Raw genomic sequence first — 18,373 nt, 5'->3', positions numbered from 1 at the left:
GCGACCTGTCAGTTTGCTGCCAGTCACTACACTCCGCGCATGAGCACGGTCCTCGCGTGGGCGACGCTGGCGGTGTGGGCCGGGCTCGCGTTGTGCCACAGCTGGTTCTGGCGCACCGACCAGCGACTGCCCGAGCCCGTCCGGCCGGAACGCTGGCCGTCCGTCGCCATCGTGGTACCAGCCCGCGACGAGGCCGAACTGCTGCCGGAAACCCTGCCCACGCTGCTCCGCCAGAGCTATCCCGGCGACGCGCGAGTGATTCTCGTCGACGACGGCAGCAGCGACGGCACCGCGGAAGTCGCCCGCGCGCTGACTGTCCCCAATGGACTCCCGCTCACCGTCACAAGCCCCGGCGAACCACCGGACGGCTGGACCGGGAAACTCTGGGCCGTCGCACACGGCGTCCGCGAGGCAGGAGACGTCGACTTCCTCCTCCTGACCGACGCCGACATCGCACACGCTCCCGATTCGCTGGAAACTCTCGTCGCGACCAGCGGCCGGGATCTGGTGTCGCAAATGGCCGTTCTGCGCACCGCGACGTTCTGGGAGCGGCTGATCGTGCCCGCTTTCGTCTACTTCTTCGCGATGCTCTACCCCTTCCGCCGCGTGAACTCCGCGCGCTGGCGCACCGCCGCCGCGGCCGGCGGTTGCGTCCTCGTCCGCTGCTCAGTGCTCGAACGCGCCGGCGGAATCGCCGCGATCCGCGGTGCGGTCATCGACGACGTCGCACTCGCCCGTGCCATTGCGTCCGCGGGCGGCCGGATTTGGCTGGGTTACGCGACGAAGGTCTGGAGCGTCCGGCCGTACCCGCGGCTCGCGGACCTGTGGCAGATGGTCGCCCGCAGCGCCTACACCCAGCTCCGGCATTCGCCGCTGCTGCTGGCCGGGACGGTCGTCGGGATGATCGCCGTTTTCCTCGCCCCGCCTGCGCTCGCCCTGGCCGGCTCGTGGCAGGCCGCCCTCGCGTGGCTGCTGATGGCGGCGACGTTCGTCCCCGTCGCTCGTTACTACCGGCAGCCACTGGTCGCGGGGCTGTTGCTGCCGTTCACTGCGGCGCTGTACACGCTCATGACGATCGACTCCGCCCGTCGCCGGACTGGGTGGAAGGGCCGGACTTACTGAACACTGCCGCGCTCATCAGCGGGATATGGCATCCTCACGGCATGATGTCGACCCGAAGGGGCAATGCCTCGTAGGACGCCCGGCGCGCTGCGCGCCGACCAGCCCGAGGCCCGCGATCTGTGGGCCGAACGCGTTTCCCCAGCACTCGACCGGTACCGGAGCTTCCTTCGCCAGCCTGGCCGCTGGCTGTATCTTCCGCTGTCCGATTGCTCGTGCTGCGATCCAGTCGACGCCCGCGACGACCTGGACGCCGCCCTGCGAGTCCTCCCCCTCCGCGACCGTGCGGAACTGCGCCGGATCCTCGCTCCCCTCGACGACGACTTCCGGCGGCGAACCCTGCCCGACCCGACAGCTTGGTCCCTCAGCCTCTGGCATGCCTCCGCGTGGTGGCGCCGGCGGCTGTACGAACGGTGACCTGCGCGAATACCCGCGAGAGCGAGTTCACACCACCCGGGGATGCACGTTCATACACAGTCGTGCATAATCATTCCTATGTCCAAGGTGCTCACTTCCCTTCCCGTCGGCGAGCGGGTCGGCATCGCGTTCTCCGGCGGCCTCGACACGTCCGTGGCGGTGGCGTGGATGCGCGACAAGGGTGCGGTTCCGTGCACCTACACCGCCGACATCGGCCAGTACGACGAACCCGACATCGCGTCCGTCCCCGGCCGTGCGCACGCCTACGGGGCGGAGCTCGCGCGGCTGGTCGACTGCAAGGAAGCCCTCGTCGAAGAGGGGCTCGCCGCGCTGACCTGCGGCGCCTTCCACATCCGCACCGGCGGCCGGGCCTACTTCAACACCACCCCGCTCGGCCGCGCGGTCACCGGCACCCTGCTGGTGCGCGCGATGCTCGAGGACAACGTCCAGATCTGGGGCGACGGCTCCACCTACAAGGGCAACGACATCGAGCGGTTCTACCGCTACGGCCTGCTGGCCAACCCGGGCCTGCGGATCTACAAGCCGTGGCTCGACGCCGCGTTCGTCGGCGAGCTCGGCGGCCGCAAGGAGATGTCGGAGTGGCTGCAGGCGCACAACCTGCCCTACCGCGACAGCACCGAGAAGGCCTACTCCACCGACGCCAACATCTGGGGCGCCACGCACGAGGCGAAGTCGCTGGAGCACCTCGACACCGGCATCGAGATCGTCGAGCCGATCATGGGCGTGCGGTTCTGGGACCCGGAAGTCGAGATCGCGACCGAGGACGTCACGATCGGCTTCGAACAGGGCCGTCCGGTGAGCATCAACGGCAAGGAGTTCGGCACCTCGGTCGAGCTGGTCCTTGAGGCCAACGCGATCGGCGGGCGGCACGGGCTCGGCATGTCCGACCAGATCGAGAACCGGATCATCGAGGCCAAGAGCCGCGGCATCTACGAGGCCCCGGGCATGGCGCTGCTGCACGCGGCGTACGAGCGGCTGGTCAACGCGGTCCACAACGAGGACACCATCGCCAGCTACCACAACGAAGGCCGCCGCCTCGGCAGGCTGATGTACGAGGGCCGCTGGCTGGACCCGCAGGCGATGATGCTGCGCGAATCGCTGCAGCGCTGGGTCGGCACCGCGATCACCGGCGAGGTCACGCTGCGGCTGCGGCGCGGCGAGGACTACTCGATCCTCGACACGTCCGGCCCGGCGTTCAGCTACCACCCGGACAAGCTGTCGATGGAGCGCACCGAGGACTCCGCGTTCGGCCCCGTCGACCGGATCGGCCAGCTGACCATGCGGAACCTCGACATCGCCGACTCGCGCGCCAAGCTGGAGCAGTACGCGAGCCTCGGCATGGTCGGCGGCACCTCGCACCCGAAGCTGATCGGCGCCGCGCAGGCGGCCTCGACCGGCCTGATCGGCGCGATGCCCGAGGGCGGGGCCGAGACGATCGCGTCCCGCGGCCGGGCCGACGACGTCGAGCTGCTCGACCGCGCCGCGATGGAGTCCGGCACGGACTGAGGCTTTTCTCCCGCGGATGCCCGCGTCGGCGTACCGGCGCGGGCATTCTCTCTCTATACCAGCGTCCGCACCCCGCGAACGTCTCTATATTCGGGCGGCGGCTCCCGGCTACCGTGGCGGCGTGACCCCGATTTTTCAGCTCTCCGCCGACCACGTCACGGCTGAGGCAGCGCTCGACCCGATCGCCGCGACCCTGGACGGCGTGACCACGGACGCGACCGCGCTCACTGATCTCACCCCGGACGGTTTCGCGGCCCGCGCCGACCTGGCCCGGCGCACGCTCGCCGCTCTCGCGACGCTGACCCCCGAGTCCCGGGCGGACCGGATCGCGTCCGCGCACCTGCGGAACAGCCTCGAGGCCGAACTGGCCTGGCACGAGCTGGACGAGCCGTTTCGCCGGGTACAGGCGCATTTCGGCACGCTGAACTCGATCGCCGATTCGGTCCGGCTGCTGCCGCGCCGCGACGCGGACGACTGGCACGTCGTCGCGGTCCGGATGACCGGCGTCGAAACGATGCTCGCCGGCTGGCAGAAGACGCTGCAGGCCGGTCTCGACCGCGGCCTGCGCGCGGCCCGCCGCCAGGCGCTGGAAACAGCAGCGCAAGCCGAGCGGTACGCCGGTGTCCACAATGCACTCGTCGAGGAGTACGGCGACGGACCGCAGGCTGCCGAGCTGCGCGCCGGTGCCGACGCCGCCCACCGCGGTTATGCGGCGCTCGCCCGCTTCTTGCGCGAGGATTACGCCCCGCACGCCACCGAAACCGACGGTGTCGGCGCGGAACGCTACGCCGTCGCGGCCCGGCTTTCCCTTGGTGCGGACCTGGATCTCGCCGAGGCTTACGAATGGGGCTGGGCGGAACTTCAGCGCATCGAAACGGAAATCGCCGCCGAGGTGGCGAAAATCCAGCCTGGCGCGAGCGTCGCGGAAGTGTTGGCGCTGCTGGACAAAGAGTGCGCGGTGGACGGTGAAGAGTCCTATTTGGACTGGCTACGTGCGGCGCACGACCGGGCGCTGGAAGCGGCTAGCGAGCACTTCGACATCCCGGAACCGTTGCGCGCCTTGGACGTCGTGCTCGCGTACGGCTCCGCGTCGGGTTCGCCGTACTACACCGGCCCCGCCGAGGACGGCACCCGTCCCGGCCGCACGTGGTGGCCGCTGGGCGGACGGGAACGCTTCGCGACCTGGTCTGAGCTGACGACGGTGTTCCACGAAGGCGTTCCCGGACACCATCTGCAGATCGGCGTCGCGGGCCTCGCCGGGGACTCGGTGAGCCGCTACGCGCGCGTCCATTCAGTGAGCGGACACGCGGAAGGCTGGGCGCTGTACGCCGAACGCCTCGCCGACGAACTGGGCTGGTTCTCCGAACGCGGCACCCGGCTCGGCATGCTCGCCGGTTCGGCGCTGCGGGCCGCGCGCGTCGTGATCGACCTCGGCTCGCACCTCGATCTGCCGCTGCCGGACGGTTCCCGCTGGGACTTCGACACCGCGTGCCGGTTCCTGCACGAGCGCGGATTGGCCGCCGAACACCGGGTGCACGCCGAAATCGTGCGCTATCTCGGCTGGCCGGGCCAGGCGATCTCGTACAAGATCGGCGAACGCGCCTGGCTGCGGGCGCGGGCCGAAGCCGCCGCCAAACCCGGGTTCACGTTGCGCCAGTGGCACGAGGACGCGCTGGCCGTCGGCCCGGTCGGGCTCGCGGCGCTGCAGGACGCGCTGCGTTAAGCCTTGGCCTCGCACTCCGCGCACATCCCCCACCACGTGACCTCCGCCTGGTCCACCCGGAAACCGGGCACCGGACCGGGTTCGAGGCACGGCGCGGCTCCGATCGCGCACGGCACGTCCTGGATCCGGCCGCAGCCGCGGCAGACCAGGTGGTGGTGGTTGTCGTGGGTTTCGAGTTCGAACCGCGCGGGCGAGCCCGCCGGTTCGAGCGGGCGCAGCAGCCGGGCGCCGACGAGGTCGTCGAGCACGTTGTAGAGGCCCTGCCTGGACAACGCGCCGACGGCCCCGTCGGCGTCGAGCACCGTCGCGATTTCCGCGGCCGTGACGTGCGGGGTCCGCGCGACCGCGGCCAGCACCGCACGCCGCTGCGGCGTGTTGCGCAGACCCTTGTCGCGCAACCGCGTCCCGAACTCGTCCATGGCCCGGATCGTACCCCCAGACTTGACCGAATCAATTCTGGCGTGCACTGGCTCACAGTCTCAGAGTTGACCCGTTCTTACATTTGACTGGATCAACTTTAGGGACTACAAAGGAGGCGTGCTCACGACCTCCGCACCCATTCCGTCCAGCGCCGACGCCGGAACCCGGCTCCGGCGCGCCGGCCTGCGCGTGACGACCGCCCGGCAGGTCGTGCTGGAAGTGCTGGCCGAAAACCCGCACGTCACCGTCGCGGAACTGCTGCCGCTGGTCCGCGAACGGCTGTCGATGGCGTCCACGAGGGGCGTCCACGACGTGCTGACCACCGGCGTCACCGCCGGTCTCGTCCACCGCTTCGACCACGTTGGCGTCGCGCAGCGCTACGAACTTTCCGGCTTCGACCACCAGCATCTGCTGTGCCGCCAATGCGGCCGGCTGGAGGCGATCCCCGGCACGCCGACGGAATCCGCCGAGGAAGCGGTGTCCGGCCTGTGCTCGCGCTGCGATCCGGCTGAGTAAGACTCAGCGGAACGCGGCGATATTGCGGGCCGCCCAGTCGGCGAAGGACCGCGGCGCGCGGCCGAGAATCCGTTCGACGTCCGGGCTCACGCGCAGTTCGGCCGGAGTCGGCGAGCTGAGGATGTCCAAGGTGTCGTCGGCGAGTTCGCCCGGCATGCTCTGCATCATGCCCGCCTTGGCCTCGGCGCGGGTCAGCTCCCGGAACCGCACCGGTTTGCCCAGCGCGGCGGCCAGCGCCTCCGTTTGCTGACGCGGCGTGATCACCGCCGGCCCGGTCAGCTCGTACACGCCGCCGACGTGCCGGTCGTCGCGCAGGCAAGCCGCAGCGACCTCGCCGATGTCCGCCGGGTCGATGATCGGCACCCCGGTGTCGCCGAACGGCGCGGCGACAATTCCTTGCGTGCGAACGGATTCCGCCCACCACAGCGCGTTGGAGGCGAACCCGCCCGGCCGCAGGAGCACCCAGTCCAGCCCCGATTCGCGCACGACGTCCTCGAGCTCGCGCATCGCGATCCGCGTCGTGCCGAACGGCCTGGTCGCCACGCCCAGAGTCGACAGCAGAACAACCCGGCGCACCCCAGCATCCGCGGCCTTCGCGACGAGATCGGCGGGGTTCGCGCCGACCGCGTGCAGATCGCCGGACAGCAAGAGGAACAACGCTTTCGCCCCGGTCAGCGCGGGTTCGAGACTGGCCGGATCCGCCAGGTCGGCCACCACGTGCCGGACCCCTTCCGGCACCCCGGCGGCCCGCCGCGACACCGCCGTCACCTGCTCGCCCGCGTCGGCGAGCGCCCGCACCAACGGCCTGCCGATGTTTCCGGTCGCCCCGGTCACCACGATCATGAACAGCTCCCTTCGTAGGCCGCCGACGCTAGGCCGATCCGCTTACTCTTCGTAAGGACATACCTTTCGGTAAGCTCGATACGTGACAGGAAGCGCGCAGTTCACCCCGGCCGTCCCGACGCCGCGTTATGAGGTGTTTCACACCGACTGCCCCGCGCGTGCCGTGATCGACCACGTGACCAGCCGGTGGGGCATCTGGATCCTGATCTCGTTGCGGGACAAGGAACTCCGGTTCTTCGAACTGCGCGAAAGCATCCGGGGCATCAGCGAGAAGATGCTCGCTCAGTCCTTGCGCGCACTGGTCGAGGACGGCCTCGTCTGGCGGCACGTCGAGCCGACCACCCCGCCTCAGGTCACCTACGGCTTGACCGAGTTCGGTCAGGACCTCGGCGAACCCCTGGACGACCTGTTCGACCGGATCACCCGGCGGCTGGACGCCCGGTAACCGCCCTGGTCAGGCCCCGCATTACCCCAGAGGTAATTTACATACAGACTGCATGTATGTATCTTCGCCAGCATGAGCGCATACGAAGACCTGGGCACTGCCCGGCACGTCAACCTCCCCCAAGGCGAACTCCGGTACTTCGAGCGCGGACACGGCCGTCCGGTCGTTTTCGTGCACGGCGTACTCACCAATGCCCTGCTGTGGCGCAAGGTCGTCCCGGCCGTCGCGGACGCCGGATTCCGGTGCCTGGCCCCGGATCTCCCGCTGGGCGCGCACCCGGTGCCGATGCGCTCGGACGCCGACCTCAGCGCCGCCGGCCTCGCCACCCTCCTCGGAGACTTCCTCACCGCACTGGACCTGGAAGACGTCATCCTGGTCGCCAACGACACCGGCGGCGCCATCACGCAACTGCTGCTCGCGCGGTATCCGGAACGGGTCGGCCGGGTCGTGCTGACGCCGTCGGACAGCTTCGAGTACTTCTTCCCGCCGATCTTCCAGCCGCTGCCGGTGCTCGCCCGCGTGCCGGGTTCGATGGCGGTGCTCGGCCAGTTGCTGCGGATCAAGGCGCTGTACCGGTTGCCGCTGCTGTTCGGCTGGGTCACGAAACGCCCACTGCCGCCGGACGTCGCCGAGGAGTATCTCGGCAAACTGCGGAAATCCCCTGGTCTGCGAAGGGATTTGCGCAAGTTCCTGCGCACCGTCGACTCGAAGCACACCCTCGCCGCGGCGGAGAAACTGCGCCAGTTCAAGCGTCCGGTACTGCTGGTCTGGCCGCCGGAGGAGAAGCTGTTCCCGATCAGCCTCGCGCACCGCCTGGCGGAGGTGCTGCCGGACGCGGAACTGGTCGAAGTCGCGGACTCGTACACCTTCGTCTCGGAGGATCAGCCGGACGCACTGGCCGGGCACATCACGCGCTTCGCCGCCGCCATGGCAGATTAGGTGCGTGCGACGTACCCAGCAAGAACGCTCCGACGCGACGCGAGCCGCACTGATCAAGGCCGCCCGAGACCTCTTCGGCGCACGCGGCTACCACGACGTGCCGGCCGAAGAAATCACGCGCACGGCAGGCGTCACGCGGGGCGCGCTGTACCACCACTTCGGCGACAAACAGGGCCTGTTCCGGGCCGTCGTCGAAGTACTGGAACGCGAACTCACCGTCGAGGTCTCGGACGTCCTTGACGGTGCGCCGGATCCGCTTTCGGGTCTTTCAGCCGCGCTGGGGGTGTTCCTGGATGCTTGCCTGCGCCCCGATGTCCGGCGAATCTCGCTGACCGACGCCCCGGCGGTGCTGGGATGGGACGCCTGGCGCGATCTGGAGGCCGAGTACGGCTTGGGGCTGGTCGCGGAGCACCTGACGGCTGCGCGGGATGCCGGGTTGATTGTGGATACGCCGGTGGATGCTTTGGCACAGCTGGTCTTGGCGGCGGTGATGGAGGCAGCGAGGATGATCGCGCACGCCGACGACCCGGGGCGGGTGCGGGGGGATGTGCAGCAGGTGTTCGCTGGGTGGTTGAGCGGGTTGTTGGTTCCTAGGTGAGGAGCCGGGCGGTGTATCCGTGTGCTGCCAAGCTCTCGAACGCTCGCTCAACCTGATCCGGAAGGTCTTGAGGTATCGCGAATCCTCGCTGGGCATAGAGGCTTATCCGCTGCGTGTCGCCGACCAGCATGGTGATGACCCGGTCCACGTCGCCGATGCTCCGGACGTATTCGTCCAGCGGTAATGACTGGGAGGCGCAGAGAACGTCGATGTCAGGCCAGAGCTTCTTGCACGTCGCGTATGCCCGCCGCTGCTGGTAGGGGCGCGAGATCAGCGTGACAGACTTGATCTCTATCTCGTGTGCTGCCAGCAGCTCACGGCTTCGCGTGATGTTGTCTCCGGTGTTGCGGGCCGTGGGCTCGACGAGGATCGCGCCGTCGGGAACGCCCAGTTCCAACGCGCGCTCCCGGTAGTGCACGGCTTCGCCGCGAGGGAATCGCTCCACGGTTGTCGGCGCATTGGCTCCGGTGAAGACGATCCGAGGAAAGCTGCCCTGGTGGTACAGCTCCGCTGTGTAAGTAGCGACACCGAGGTCGTGGCTGCCCAGGCCGATCCCGACGTCCGTCGGCCGGAGTTCGTGGTGCAGGTCGTGGTAATCCCAGAGCGTTTGGACGTCGGTGCGGAGGTGCTCCGGCACGGTGGTCGAGCGCTCAGGCATGCGAGGACTCCGGAGTCAGTCGGGGATCTTGAAGGTATAGGACCAGGAGAACCGGCTCGCCGCATGGACGCCGCGCGCGAACTCCACGACCCGGCCCTTGGCCGTGAATGTGCGGCGTTCCAAGACCATCACCGGTTCTCCCGCGGGGAGTTCCAGCGTCTCGATCTCGACGGGCGTGGGCATGCGCGAGCAGACGGTCTCGCTGATCGTGTCGGGTTCGAGCCCCTGCAGGGTGAGGACCAGGAAGCCTCCGCCTCGCCCCGCTGGCCCCGGCGTCTCGTCGACGAGGCGAGTGCCTTCAACGTCTTCCGGACGGTAGTAGCTGGAGAGGATGTGCGTCGGATGGCCCGCATCTTTGACCAGGCGCGCACGCTCATAAACGGGCGAGCCGACCTCGATGCCCAAGGCTTCGGCGATCTCCGCATCAGCTTCGATCCGGGCGACGGTCTGCGTCTGATCGGCGGGCTTCCATTCGCGACCGGACGCCTCGCGGTCAGCGACGAACGCGACCGTTTCGCCGTACTTCCACTTGCTCTTGGCGTAGCGATCAGCACCGAGACGCTTCATCGGCGGACGCGCGCGAACGACAGTGCCGCGGCGCCGGACCGGCGTGACCAGCCCCTCAGCCTCGAGGACACTTACGGCTTTGCGCACTGTGTTGACGTTGACGCCGTGCTCCTGAGCCAGTTCCTCCTGCTTCGGCAGCGTCGAGTCCGGTGCGTATTCGCCTCGCTGGATCGCGTCGCGCAGGCTCGCGGCCAGGTCACGGTACCCAATGCCCACGTCATCCTCCTCCGTGCGGCGATAACGCTAGCGGTATCAGAACGTCCTGGCCCGTCAGCCTAGATAGAAGTAGTTCTATTGACAACCTAGTCGACCGCGCGCCTAATAGAACTACTTCTACTCCAGAGCCTCGCCTCGCAGGCTCCAGCAACCAAACGTGCCAGCGGAAGGGCATGGACCATGGCGAACAAAGCTGAACCCGCGACACTGCACGACGCGCACTCCGCTGCGACAGCCCGGCGTCCAGCATCCAACGCGACCCGTGCGACTTGGGCGGCCTTCCATCTCGCGAACGCGCGGATGTATCAAACTGTCGCGGACTACGACCGCTGGCATCACCACGAAGCGCTCTACTGGGCCGGTTACGAGGAGCGTCAGGCTGCCCGGTTTTCCCCGCCGCCCGAGGAAGGCCGGAATTAATCCATAGGAGACTTCACCGTCCGTGGACCGCTTCAGCTCAAAGCCGAATCGACTTCTGGTTCATAAACTATCCAGGGGGTCTGTTCCACCTCGGCGCACCCTTTGGTAGACCGCCTCTAACCTGCTGTTTTGCTTCTCATCCTGTCCGGTCGCGCCCGGACCGATCTCGACGCCTGACGACCCCACGACGGCTCAGCCCTCGTCGTCCTGCCCGCTGTCCGAGTGGCGGCCAGGCTAACCCGTCATCCTCGTCCCCGCTGCCTTTAGCACCGTCTCAGTGCCGTCGAGGGTGGGCGCTCGCGACCATCGTGCGGCGACGCCGTCAGGCGCCTTGATGACGTCGAGGCGGTGTTAAACGATCGCCGACGAGGAAGCGGGCCGCCACCGGTGACGAGCGGGCTGTAACGGCCTGGACCGCCGGGGCGACTTTGCCCGCATGCGCCTCTTTGGATCACTCGCCGTCGACGGCGGCGCTGCGCTCGCCCGCACCTCCGGCGGGCCGCCTGTGGCCGGAGCGGAACGGCAGGCCGTCCGTGTCGCACCGGGCGGACCCGCCGAACACCGCGCTACCCCGCGCCGCCGGCGGCGACGCCTTGATCCCATAGAGCCAAGTTCGGCACCGATTGCCGTGAAGCGACCCAGAATGCATTGGACGACTTAAAAGTTTAACTAATTACTACGCGCAAGGAAACCGGTGTCTCGAGACTACGACGAAGGTAAGCTGGCCATCGAACAACTTATAGAAGGGCAGGCCAGCACTGCGGATGGAAGGCATCGAAACGAGGCCTCTACACGCCTACAGATCATCGATACACTGCTGATCGATGTGCTGCGATGGCCCCGTTCTGCTGTACGAGCCGAGGAGCCTGCTGGATCAGATAGGATCGATTATGCGATAGGTTCGCCAGGGATCCAGTTGATTGTCGAAGCAAAGAGAGAAGGAATATACTTCGAACTTCCGGCCGGCGTAGTCGCTGGCGCGCATAGCATATCCAGCATAACTGATGGACCACAAGGAAAACAGTTACGTGCCGCAATGGACCAAGTCTCTCGATATTGCACCACTAAAGGCGTGGCACCGGCTGCGATAGCAAATGGACACCAACTGGTCGCCTTCATTGCAATACGAACTGACGGAATTCCGCCACTGACGGGCAAAGCACTCGTATTTCCAGACCTCCAGTCGATGCTGGACAATTATCGCCTCTTGTGGGACAGCCTCTCCCCCGCCGGAATCGACGATCGTAATTTGCAGAGCCTTCTTCGATTGACTGATTCGCGACCACCAGAGCCACTTGCATTTAAGGCGAGCAGCTATCCAGGAGTAAAACGTAGAAACGACCTGCAGGTTGGGCTCCAAGTGCTCAGTGAACTCTTTTTGCAGGATGTCGTTAGACAAGATGCGTTCAAGGCAGATTTCCTTAAGGATTGCTACGCAAGCAGTGGGGCATTGTCGCAGTACGCAGAGGTTAGCAGGCAGATTCTTCAGACCCGATACGCCATGCTAACTGACGATATCGGCGCAGAAACTGCACCCGTATATAGCAAAAAGGGCCTAAGCCCCCAGCTGTCAAAAGATATTCTCGCCGCTGCGATGTCTCGTCGTCCAATTGTCCTACTCGGCGATGTCGGAGTCGGCAAGACAACGTTTATTCAAAAGTTGATCCATGTAGATGCGCGCGATCTTTTTGACCACGCCATTACGCTCTACATCGATTTAGGCGCTTCAACTACGCTCGAAACGCTCGATAGTCACGTCGTTGACGAGTCGTCGAGACAGCTTCTAAATAATCACGGCATAGATATTGAGGATGCCGATTTCGTTGACTTGGTTTACAAGAGTGATATTGAACGGTTCGATCGTGGCGTCATGGGTCGGCTTCGCTCGATCGACCCAGCGGAGTACGAGAAAGAGAAACTGAAATTTCTACACGGTCGCGTACTCAACGGTTCTGAGCATTTGAAGATCAGTCTTGAGTACCTGCGAAAAAAGAAGCAACGCCAGATAGTAATGTTCTTGGACAACATTGACCAGCGGAGCAGTGAAGATCAAGAGCAAGTCTTCTTGATCTCGAACGAGATTGCAAACACTTGGCCTTGCACGGTCTTCGTCACCCTTCGACCCGAAACGTTTAACCAATCTTCAAGAAAGGGGGCTCTATCTGGATATCTCCCGCGAGTCTTTACGATCTCACCTCCACGCGCGGACGTAATGCTGCGCAAAAGGGTGGCATTTGCGCTTCGCCAATTAGACGGAAGCGGTAACCAAGGCGACATCCTCGAGCACGTATCTGTAAGCAGTGAAAATTTGGTCAATTTCTTGTCGGTGCTGGATCAAAATTTTCAAAACAACCGCAACGTGTTGGGCTTTATAGATAATCTAGCAGGTGGAAACATGCGGCTAGCGCTCCGGTTCGTGACCTCGTTTATCGGAAGTGGCCATATCGATACCCGCAAGATTCTCCAAGTATATATCCGGGAAGGCTACTACTCCATTCCTTTACATGAGTTCATGCGAGCAATTCTTTACGGGGAGGGCGTGTATTACGACCCCGACTCCTCACCCGTGGCAAACTTGTTCAGTATCACAAAGCCGGATCCGAAGGAGCATTTTCTCAAGCCTTTACTGGTGAGCCATATCCAAGTGGCCGGCGATAAGATCGGAAAGGAAGGCTACGTTACCGTCGATGACGTCTACAGCTTCGGCCAAAGTCTTGGGTTCGACGTCGACCAGATTTCGAGCGCCCTTGAGTACGCACAAATCAAGAGATTGATAGATACCGCACCTCGCGAGTCCGGTGACCGAATTCAGAAGCATTATCGGATCACCACGGTCGGGGCTTACACGGTGCGAAACCTCATCAACTACTTCGCATATTCTGACGCGGTTATCATTGATACATCCATACTTGATCATGAGTATCGAGAATCAATTAGGGATATACATGAAATCTCAGACCGTCTAATGAGAGCAGAGGAATTTCGAAAGTATCTTGATCAGCAATGGTCCCAGCTTTCAGGTGCGGAACTTTCCTGGGAATGGCCTTCGGTCAGTGCGCAACTCCAAAAAGACATAGCTCGAGCTGGTCGCAAGGCTGATCCAGCACGATGGAATGATCGAAGTAGTCAGCAGTCGCAAAGCTGAGGTCCTGTCATGCTGTTAGCCTGGGACGTATGCGTGGATCAGGTGATCAGCTCAGAATCGGGGATCGTATTGCCTTCTACCGGCGGCGTGGGCTGTCGCAGGCGACCCCCGGCTACACCCCCTCCGCATCTACACCCACCTCGTGCCGTCGAGCCCCAAGCGCGCTCGGGCCGCCGCCGACAAGGTGCTCGCCCTGCTTCAGGCCGCCACCGGATCCGTGACGCCCAGCGACGGCCCGAGGGGCCTGACAAAGCAACACAGCAGGTCAGATGCGTATAGATTTCTGGTTCATGAACTCCTCAATCCCCGACGGCCCCAGTTCCCGCCCCATCCCCGAGCGCTTGATCCCGCCGAACGGCAAATCCGCTTGCGACCCACCGGATTTGTTGAAATACACCATCCCCGCCTCCAGCCGATCCGCTGCCCGGCGCAATCGAGCCGGATCAGTGCCGAACACAGCCGCTCCCAAACCGAAGGGCGAGTCATTGGCGATCTCGATGGCATGATCATCCGATTCAGCACGGAACAGGATCGCCACCGGGCCGAAGATCTCCTCCCGGTATGCGTTCATCTCCGGCGTGACATCAGTCAGGACAGTCGCCTCCAAATACGCGCCCTCGCCACGACGACCGCCAGTCCGCAAGGTCGCGCCCTGCTCCACCGCGCGGGCGACCTGAGCGGCGACCTCGTCCGCTGCGGCGACGGAAGCCAGCGGAGGCAGCTTCGCGGACGGGTCGGCGGGATCCCCGGGGACGTAATAGTCCGCGACCCGCTTAGTGAACCGGTCCACGAATTCGTCATAAAGGTCAGACTGGACAATAATCCGCTTAGGCGCGTTACAGGACTGCCCGCAGTTACGCATCCGCGCGGTCGCGACAGCGCGCACCGTTTCGTCCAGATCCGCGGTGTCGAGCACCAGCAACGGATCCGCGCCGCCTAATTCCAGCACGCATCGCTTCAGGTTCCGGCCCGCCTCGGCCGCCACCGAGATACCGGCTTGTTCGCTGCCGGTCAGGGAAACGCCTTGAATCCGTGGGTCAGCAAGAATCATCGGGACCTGGCGGCTGGACGCGAAGGTGTTCACGTACACATCGTCCGGTACGCCTGCTTCCTGCAGGATTTTCTCGATCGCGAGCGCCGAACGCGGGCAAATCGACGCGTGCTTGAGCAGGATCGTATTGCCCAGAACCAGATTCGGCGCGACAAACCGGGCGACCTGGTAGCACGGGAAATTCCACGGCATCACGCCCAGCAGCGCACCGATCGGTTCCTTGCGGATCACCGCGGAACCGCCGCGGATCGGGAGCGGCTGGTCGGCGATCAGGTCCGGGCCTCGTTCCGCGTAGTAGCGGAAGATGTCCACGACGATCCCGACCTCGCCGCGCCCCTCGTTGATCCGCTTGCCCATCTCCAAGGTCATGATCGCGGCCAGCTCGTCGGCGCGCTGCTCGAACAGGTCCGCGGCGCGCGCGACGATCGCTGCTCGTTCCGCGACCGGACGCGCCCGCCAGCTGCGATATCCGCGGTCGACGCGCTCGATCGCCGCGCGAACCTCCGCATCGGTCGCGTTCTCGATTTCCTCGATCAGCTGGCCCGTGGCCGGGTCGGTCACCGTGTACATCGCGGTCTCCCTGCGGTCGGCATCCTCGCCGACATTCTATTGCATACAGTATCCCGTGTATAGATGACACAGGGTAGTCGATCCTTGACCGAGCGCGGGCGGCCGGGTATGGTCTAGACCACAAATCTCCCCACCCCTCCGCCCGCGCACCACCCCACCGCGGGCTCGTCGGTCGTGCCGTGGCTCGTCCGGCCGCCCTCCGGCGCGGGAGCGGGCCCGGCTTCGAAGGAGCCACCATGCCCCGCAAACGCAAACTGCTCGCCGCGCTCGGCGGCGCGGTCCTCGCCCCGGTGCTGATGCTGATCGGCCCCGGCATCGCCAGCGCGCACGGCTACGTCAACTCCCCGCCGAGCAGGCAGGCCCAGTGCGCGGACGGAACAGTGTCCTGCGGCGACATCAAATGGGAACCGCAAAGCGTCGAGGGCCCGAAGGGGCTGCACAGCTGCAGCGGCGGCAACGAGCGGTTCGCCGACCTCGACGACGACAGCAAGGGCTGGAAGGTCACCCCGGTCGGCAGCCAGGTGACCTTCAACTGGGTGTTCACCGCGCGGCACGCCACCCTCGACTACGAGTACTTCATCGGCGACACGATGGTCGCGAGCTTCGACGGCGGCGGCCACGCACCGGGGGAAACCGTGTCGCACCAGGTCGACCTGAGCGGCTACACCGGCCAGCAGAAGGTGCTCGCGGTGTGGAACATCGCGGACACCGGCAACGCGTTCTACGCCTGCATCGACCTGAACGTTTCCTGACCGCGCGGAATGCCGGGCAGCCAGGCGGAATCCCCGCTCCGGCTGCCCGGCGCTTCATCCGGCGAACGCCTCGGCGACGGCGAGGCTGTCTTCGTAAACGTGGTACCGCGTGATCAGCCCGCCGCTGACGGTCACGTGCACCGCCAAACCGGTCGTGAAACGTTTGCCGGTCAACCTGACCGTTTGGGCGCTCGTCCCGAAGAACACCGCGTCCGTGCCGTCGACCAGGATCCGATCGAACCGGACGGCGCTTTCCTCTGGCACACAAGAACTTCCGAGCGTCCGGAAGTGGTCCGCGATGTCCGCGCGCGAGGAACGGGGACGGATCCACGGCACCACGGGATGCGCTGGTTCCGGCCAGCTCAACCGCCAGTCGACCGGTTCCGCGAAAAGCTCCGCGATCCGGTCCGGGTCGCCCTGCTCGATCCGCCGCAGGAATTCCTCCACGACCGCTCGGGCGTCCGAGAACGAGGGCCGCGGCGGTTCGGCGAACTGGCAGTCGCGCCGGATACGACCGTCCTCGCCAAGTTCGAGCACGATGGAGCCGGTCCAGGCGACCTCCCCGCCTGCCGCGGGGACCATGCAGGTGCTGAACCGGACCATGCCGTGATGACCGACTGCGTCTCCGGCGGATCGGAACACAAATCCAGCCCCGCCAACGAATTCCTCGAAAGCCTCGCTGACCCGGCGCTCAAGTTCCTGATGGCCCCGATACTCCGCGGACTCGGTGAACTGCACCCCGTCCTCGGCCCACAGCGAAGCGATCGCCGCGCGCCGGGCGGCCGGGTCGGGCTCGTTCCACACTGCGACATAACGCCGGGCGAACTCGCCGGCGTCCATCTCCTGATCCATGCCCGGACGCTAACCGCGCCCCACTGACATCTTGTGTCAGCGGAAAGAAGCTTCCGCGCTCCGCTTGCCGACCAGGAACCACAGCATCGGCCCGAGGAAAGGCGCGCAGAACGCGAAGACCACCCACACGAACTTCATCCCGGCGCCGAGCGGACTGCCGAGCACGCTCACCAGCGCGCCGATGAACAGCAAGACCGGGAACGCCACCAGCACCGCGATCCCGGCGATGGCGGCGAACTGCAGGCCGGTATGAACGGTGTCGGCCAGGACGGCGGTCATCAGGCGATTCCTCTCTCACGACGGGCGGAAACCCATTGTGCGAGCGGAACCGCGCGGCCCGGATCGGCTTGACGGCTCGATCCGGGTACCGCTTAAGTCGTACTCGCGTCCACTATGGACGTCAGGCTCCGAACAGCTCGAGCAAGGCCGCCGGTGCGTCCGGGCGGAAACAGCTGTCGAGACTTTGCGCTGACTCCGCCGCCGATTTCGCGCTGCGGGGGAACAGAGCGGCCTCATACTCGGCGAGCGCGCGTTCGACGTCGTCCGGGTGCCGGGCGAGGGCGAGCCCCAGCTCAGCGCCGTCCAGCATGGCGAGGTTCGCGCCCTCTCCGGCGAACGGCGACATCACGTGGGCGGCGTCCCCGAGCAGCGTGACGCCGGGCACGCGCGACCACGAATGCTCGACCGGGAGCGCGTGGATCAGCCGGGGGGCCAGCTCGCCGTCCGCCTCCTCGACCAGGGCGCGGAGCCGGTCGGACCAGCCGTCGAAATGGCTCAGCACGGCGGCCTTGGCGGCGGCGTGATCGGTGAAGTCGATGGACGCGGTCCAGGTTTCCGGGACGCGCACGGCGGCGTAGACGTGCAGGCTGCCGTCCGGTTCGCGGTGCGCGAGGAAGCCTTTGTCCTCGCCGAGCGCGAAACTCATGCCGCCGCCGAGGAGCGCTGCGGCGTCCGGGTGCCGGGAGTCGGCGTCGAGGAGGTCCATCTCGACGAAGGAGATCCCGGTGTACGCCGGTTTTTCCGGTGAGACCAGCGGGCGGATCCGCGACCAGGCGCCGTCGGCTCCGACGAGGACGTCCGTGGTGAGAGACGTGCCGTCGGCGAAAGTGAGGCGATGCCGCCCGCCGGACAACGGTTCCGCGGCAGTGACCTTCATGCCCCAGCGGACGGTGCCCTCGGGCAGCGAGTTGAGGAGGAGGTCGCGCAGAACCCCGCGGTCGATCTCCGGCCGCTCGCCGCTGCCGTCGTCCTCTTCGGCGAAGAGTAGTGCGGCGGTGCGGTCGTAGACGCGTGCTTCCTGCCCGCCGGAGTGGATCAGGGTGCGGAATTCGTCGTGCAGACCAGCGGCGCGGAGAGCGACCTGGCCGGAGTCTTCGTGGATGTCGAGCATGCCGCCCTGCGCGCGGGCGGACGGAGAGGCGTCGAGGTCGAGGACGATGGCTTCGATGCCGTGGACGTGCAGGACGCGGGCGAGGCTGAGACCGCCGAGGCCGGCGCCGACGATGGTGATGGTCATGGGTTGCTCCTTTTCTCTGTGGTTGGCTCTCAGCTTAACGAACATGTTCGTTACGAACAAGTTCGCTACCGGGTGACGC

Annotated in this window: 19 protein-coding genes; 11 read left to right on the top strand and 8 right to left on the bottom strand. The window is 65.8% G+C overall.

Annotated features, from left to right (window positions below; translation table 11 throughout):
- Positions 1-39 precede the first annotated feature (39 nt).
- The 4 genes from PUT80_RS06295 (at position 40) to PUT80_RS06280 (ending at position 4,786) form a co-directional block, all read left to right on the top strand.
- Complete coding sequence (locus tag PUT80_RS06295; RefSeq protein WP_275291357.1) at positions 40-1,122, top strand: glycosyltransferase; 1,083 nt, start codon at positions 40-42, stop codon at positions 1,120-1,122.
- 63 nt (positions 1,123-1,185) lie between these two features.
- The gene (locus PUT80_RS06290) at positions 1,186-1,536 is read left to right on the top strand and encodes a hypothetical protein (RefSeq protein WP_275291356.1); all 351 of its coding nucleotides are present in this window, start codon (positions 1,186-1,188) and stop codon (positions 1,534-1,536) included.
- A gap of 78 nt (positions 1,537-1,614) precedes the next feature.
- Positions 1,615-3,063, top strand: a complete 1,449-nt coding sequence (gene argG, locus PUT80_RS06285; RefSeq protein WP_037810511.1) for an argininosuccinate synthase — start codon at positions 1,615-1,617, stop codon at positions 3,061-3,063.
- 121 nt (positions 3,064-3,184) lie between these two features.
- On the top strand, positions 3,185-4,786 hold the full coding sequence (locus PUT80_RS06280) for a DUF885 domain-containing protein (protein WP_275291355.1): 1,602 nt from the start codon (positions 3,185-3,187) through the stop codon (positions 4,784-4,786).
- On the opposite strand, the gene PUT80_RS06275 is transcribed toward PUT80_RS06280, so the two are convergent.
- Positions 4,783-5,205, bottom strand: a complete 423-nt coding sequence (locus tag PUT80_RS06275) for a Fur family transcriptional regulator (RefSeq protein WP_134665034.1) — start codon at positions 5,203-5,205, stop codon at positions 4,783-4,785. The two genes, PUT80_RS06280 and PUT80_RS06275, sit on opposite strands and share 4 nt — an antisense overlap.
- A gap of 118 nt (positions 5,206-5,323) precedes the next feature.
- Between PUT80_RS06275 and PUT80_RS06270 the strand changes: the two genes are divergently transcribed.
- Entirely contained in the window at positions 5,324-5,722 is a 399-nt protein-coding gene (locus PUT80_RS06270) for a transcriptional repressor (RefSeq protein ID WP_275291354.1), read from the top strand.
- A 3-nt stretch (positions 5,723-5,725) separates the two neighbouring features.
- Here PUT80_RS06270 and PUT80_RS06265 read toward each other — a convergent pair whose 3' ends face one another.
- The gene (locus tag PUT80_RS06265; RefSeq protein WP_275291353.1) at positions 5,726-6,565 is read right to left on the bottom strand and encodes an NAD(P)H-binding protein; all 840 of its coding nucleotides are present in this window, start codon (positions 6,563-6,565) and stop codon (positions 5,726-5,728) included.
- 82 nt (positions 6,566-6,647) lie between these two features.
- On the opposite strand from PUT80_RS06265, the gene PUT80_RS06260 reads away from it, so the two are divergent.
- The 3 genes from PUT80_RS06260 to PUT80_RS06250 all read left to right on the top strand — a co-directional run bounded on the left by PUT80_RS06260 (position 6,648) and on the right by PUT80_RS06250 (position 8,547).
- Positions 6,648-7,010 (top strand): helix-turn-helix domain-containing protein, encoded by a 363-nt coding sequence (locus tag PUT80_RS06260; protein ID WP_275291352.1) that lies wholly within the window; start codon positions 6,648-6,650, stop codon positions 7,008-7,010.
- 72 nt (positions 7,011-7,082) lie between these two features.
- Entirely contained in the window at positions 7,083-7,949 is an 867-nt protein-coding gene (locus tag PUT80_RS06255) for an alpha/beta hydrolase (protein WP_238604622.1), read from the top strand.
- Between the two features lie 4 nt (positions 7,950-7,953).
- On the top strand, positions 7,954-8,547 hold the full coding sequence (locus PUT80_RS06250; protein ID WP_037810517.1) for a TetR/AcrR family transcriptional regulator: 594 nt from the start codon (positions 7,954-7,956) through the stop codon (positions 8,545-8,547).
- Here the strand turns inward: PUT80_RS06250 and PUT80_RS06245 are convergent.
- On the bottom strand, positions 8,540-9,205 hold the full coding sequence (locus PUT80_RS06245; protein WP_037810518.1) for a YdcF family protein: 666 nt from the start codon (positions 9,203-9,205) through the stop codon (positions 8,540-8,542). The genes PUT80_RS06250 and PUT80_RS06245 overlap by 8 nt on opposite strands.
- A 15-nt stretch (positions 9,206-9,220) precedes the next feature.
- Positions 9,221-9,988: a GntR family transcriptional regulator gene (locus PUT80_RS06240; RefSeq protein ID WP_037810519.1), complete on the bottom strand. Its 768-nt coding sequence runs from the start codon at positions 9,986-9,988 to the stop codon at positions 9,221-9,223.
- A 180-nt stretch (positions 9,989-10,168) separates the two neighbouring features.
- Between PUT80_RS06240 and PUT80_RS06235 the strand changes: the two genes are divergently transcribed.
- The gene (locus PUT80_RS06235) at positions 10,169-10,408 is read left to right on the top strand and encodes an AMED_5909 family protein (protein WP_275291351.1); all 240 of its coding nucleotides are present in this window, start codon (positions 10,169-10,171) and stop codon (positions 10,406-10,408) included.
- Positions 10,409-11,102: 694 nt separating this feature from the next.
- The gene (locus PUT80_RS06230; RefSeq protein ID WP_275291350.1) at positions 11,103-13,553 is read left to right on the top strand and encodes a hypothetical protein; all 2,451 of its coding nucleotides are present in this window, start codon (positions 11,103-11,105) and stop codon (positions 13,551-13,553) included.
- A 265-nt stretch (positions 13,554-13,818) separates the two neighbouring features.
- Here the strand turns inward: PUT80_RS06230 and PUT80_RS06225 are convergent, their stop codons facing one another.
- Complete coding sequence (locus PUT80_RS06225) at positions 13,819-15,174, bottom strand: NAD-dependent succinate-semialdehyde dehydrogenase (protein WP_275291349.1); 1,356 nt, start codon at positions 15,172-15,174, stop codon at positions 13,819-13,821.
- Between the two features lie 236 nt (positions 15,175-15,410).
- Here PUT80_RS06225 and PUT80_RS06220 point away from each other — a divergent pair, with 236 nt between their 5' ends.
- Complete coding sequence (locus PUT80_RS06220) at positions 15,411-15,926, top strand: lytic polysaccharide monooxygenase auxiliary activity family 9 protein (RefSeq protein WP_037810530.1); 516 nt, start codon at positions 15,411-15,413, stop codon at positions 15,924-15,926.
- 54 nt (positions 15,927-15,980) lie between these two features.
- On the opposite strand, the gene PUT80_RS06215 is transcribed toward PUT80_RS06220, so the two are convergent.
- From PUT80_RS06215 to PUT80_RS06205, 3 genes are all read right to left on the bottom strand, one after another.
- Positions 15,981-16,778 (bottom strand): nuclear transport factor 2 family protein, encoded by a 798-nt coding sequence (locus PUT80_RS06215; protein ID WP_078870343.1) that lies wholly within the window; start codon positions 16,776-16,778, stop codon positions 15,981-15,983.
- A gap of 36 nt (positions 16,779-16,814) precedes the next feature.
- Entirely contained in the window at positions 16,815-17,057 is a 243-nt protein-coding gene (locus PUT80_RS06210) for a PLDc N-terminal domain-containing protein (RefSeq protein WP_037810531.1), read from the bottom strand.
- 121 nt (positions 17,058-17,178) lie between these two features.
- On the bottom strand, positions 17,179-18,294 hold the full coding sequence (locus PUT80_RS06205; protein ID WP_037810532.1) for an NAD(P)/FAD-dependent oxidoreductase: 1,116 nt from the start codon (positions 18,292-18,294) through the stop codon (positions 17,179-17,181).
- Positions 18,295-18,373 lie beyond the last annotated feature (79 nt).

This window comes from Amycolatopsis sp. La24 (assembly GCF_029087445.1).
In the GTDB taxonomy this organism is placed as follows: Bacteria; Actinomycetota; Actinomycetes; order Mycobacteriales; family Pseudonocardiaceae; genus Amycolatopsis; species Amycolatopsis nivea.
Note: the sequence above shows the minus strand (reverse complement) of the source record. Positions and strands in the feature narration are given on the sequence as shown.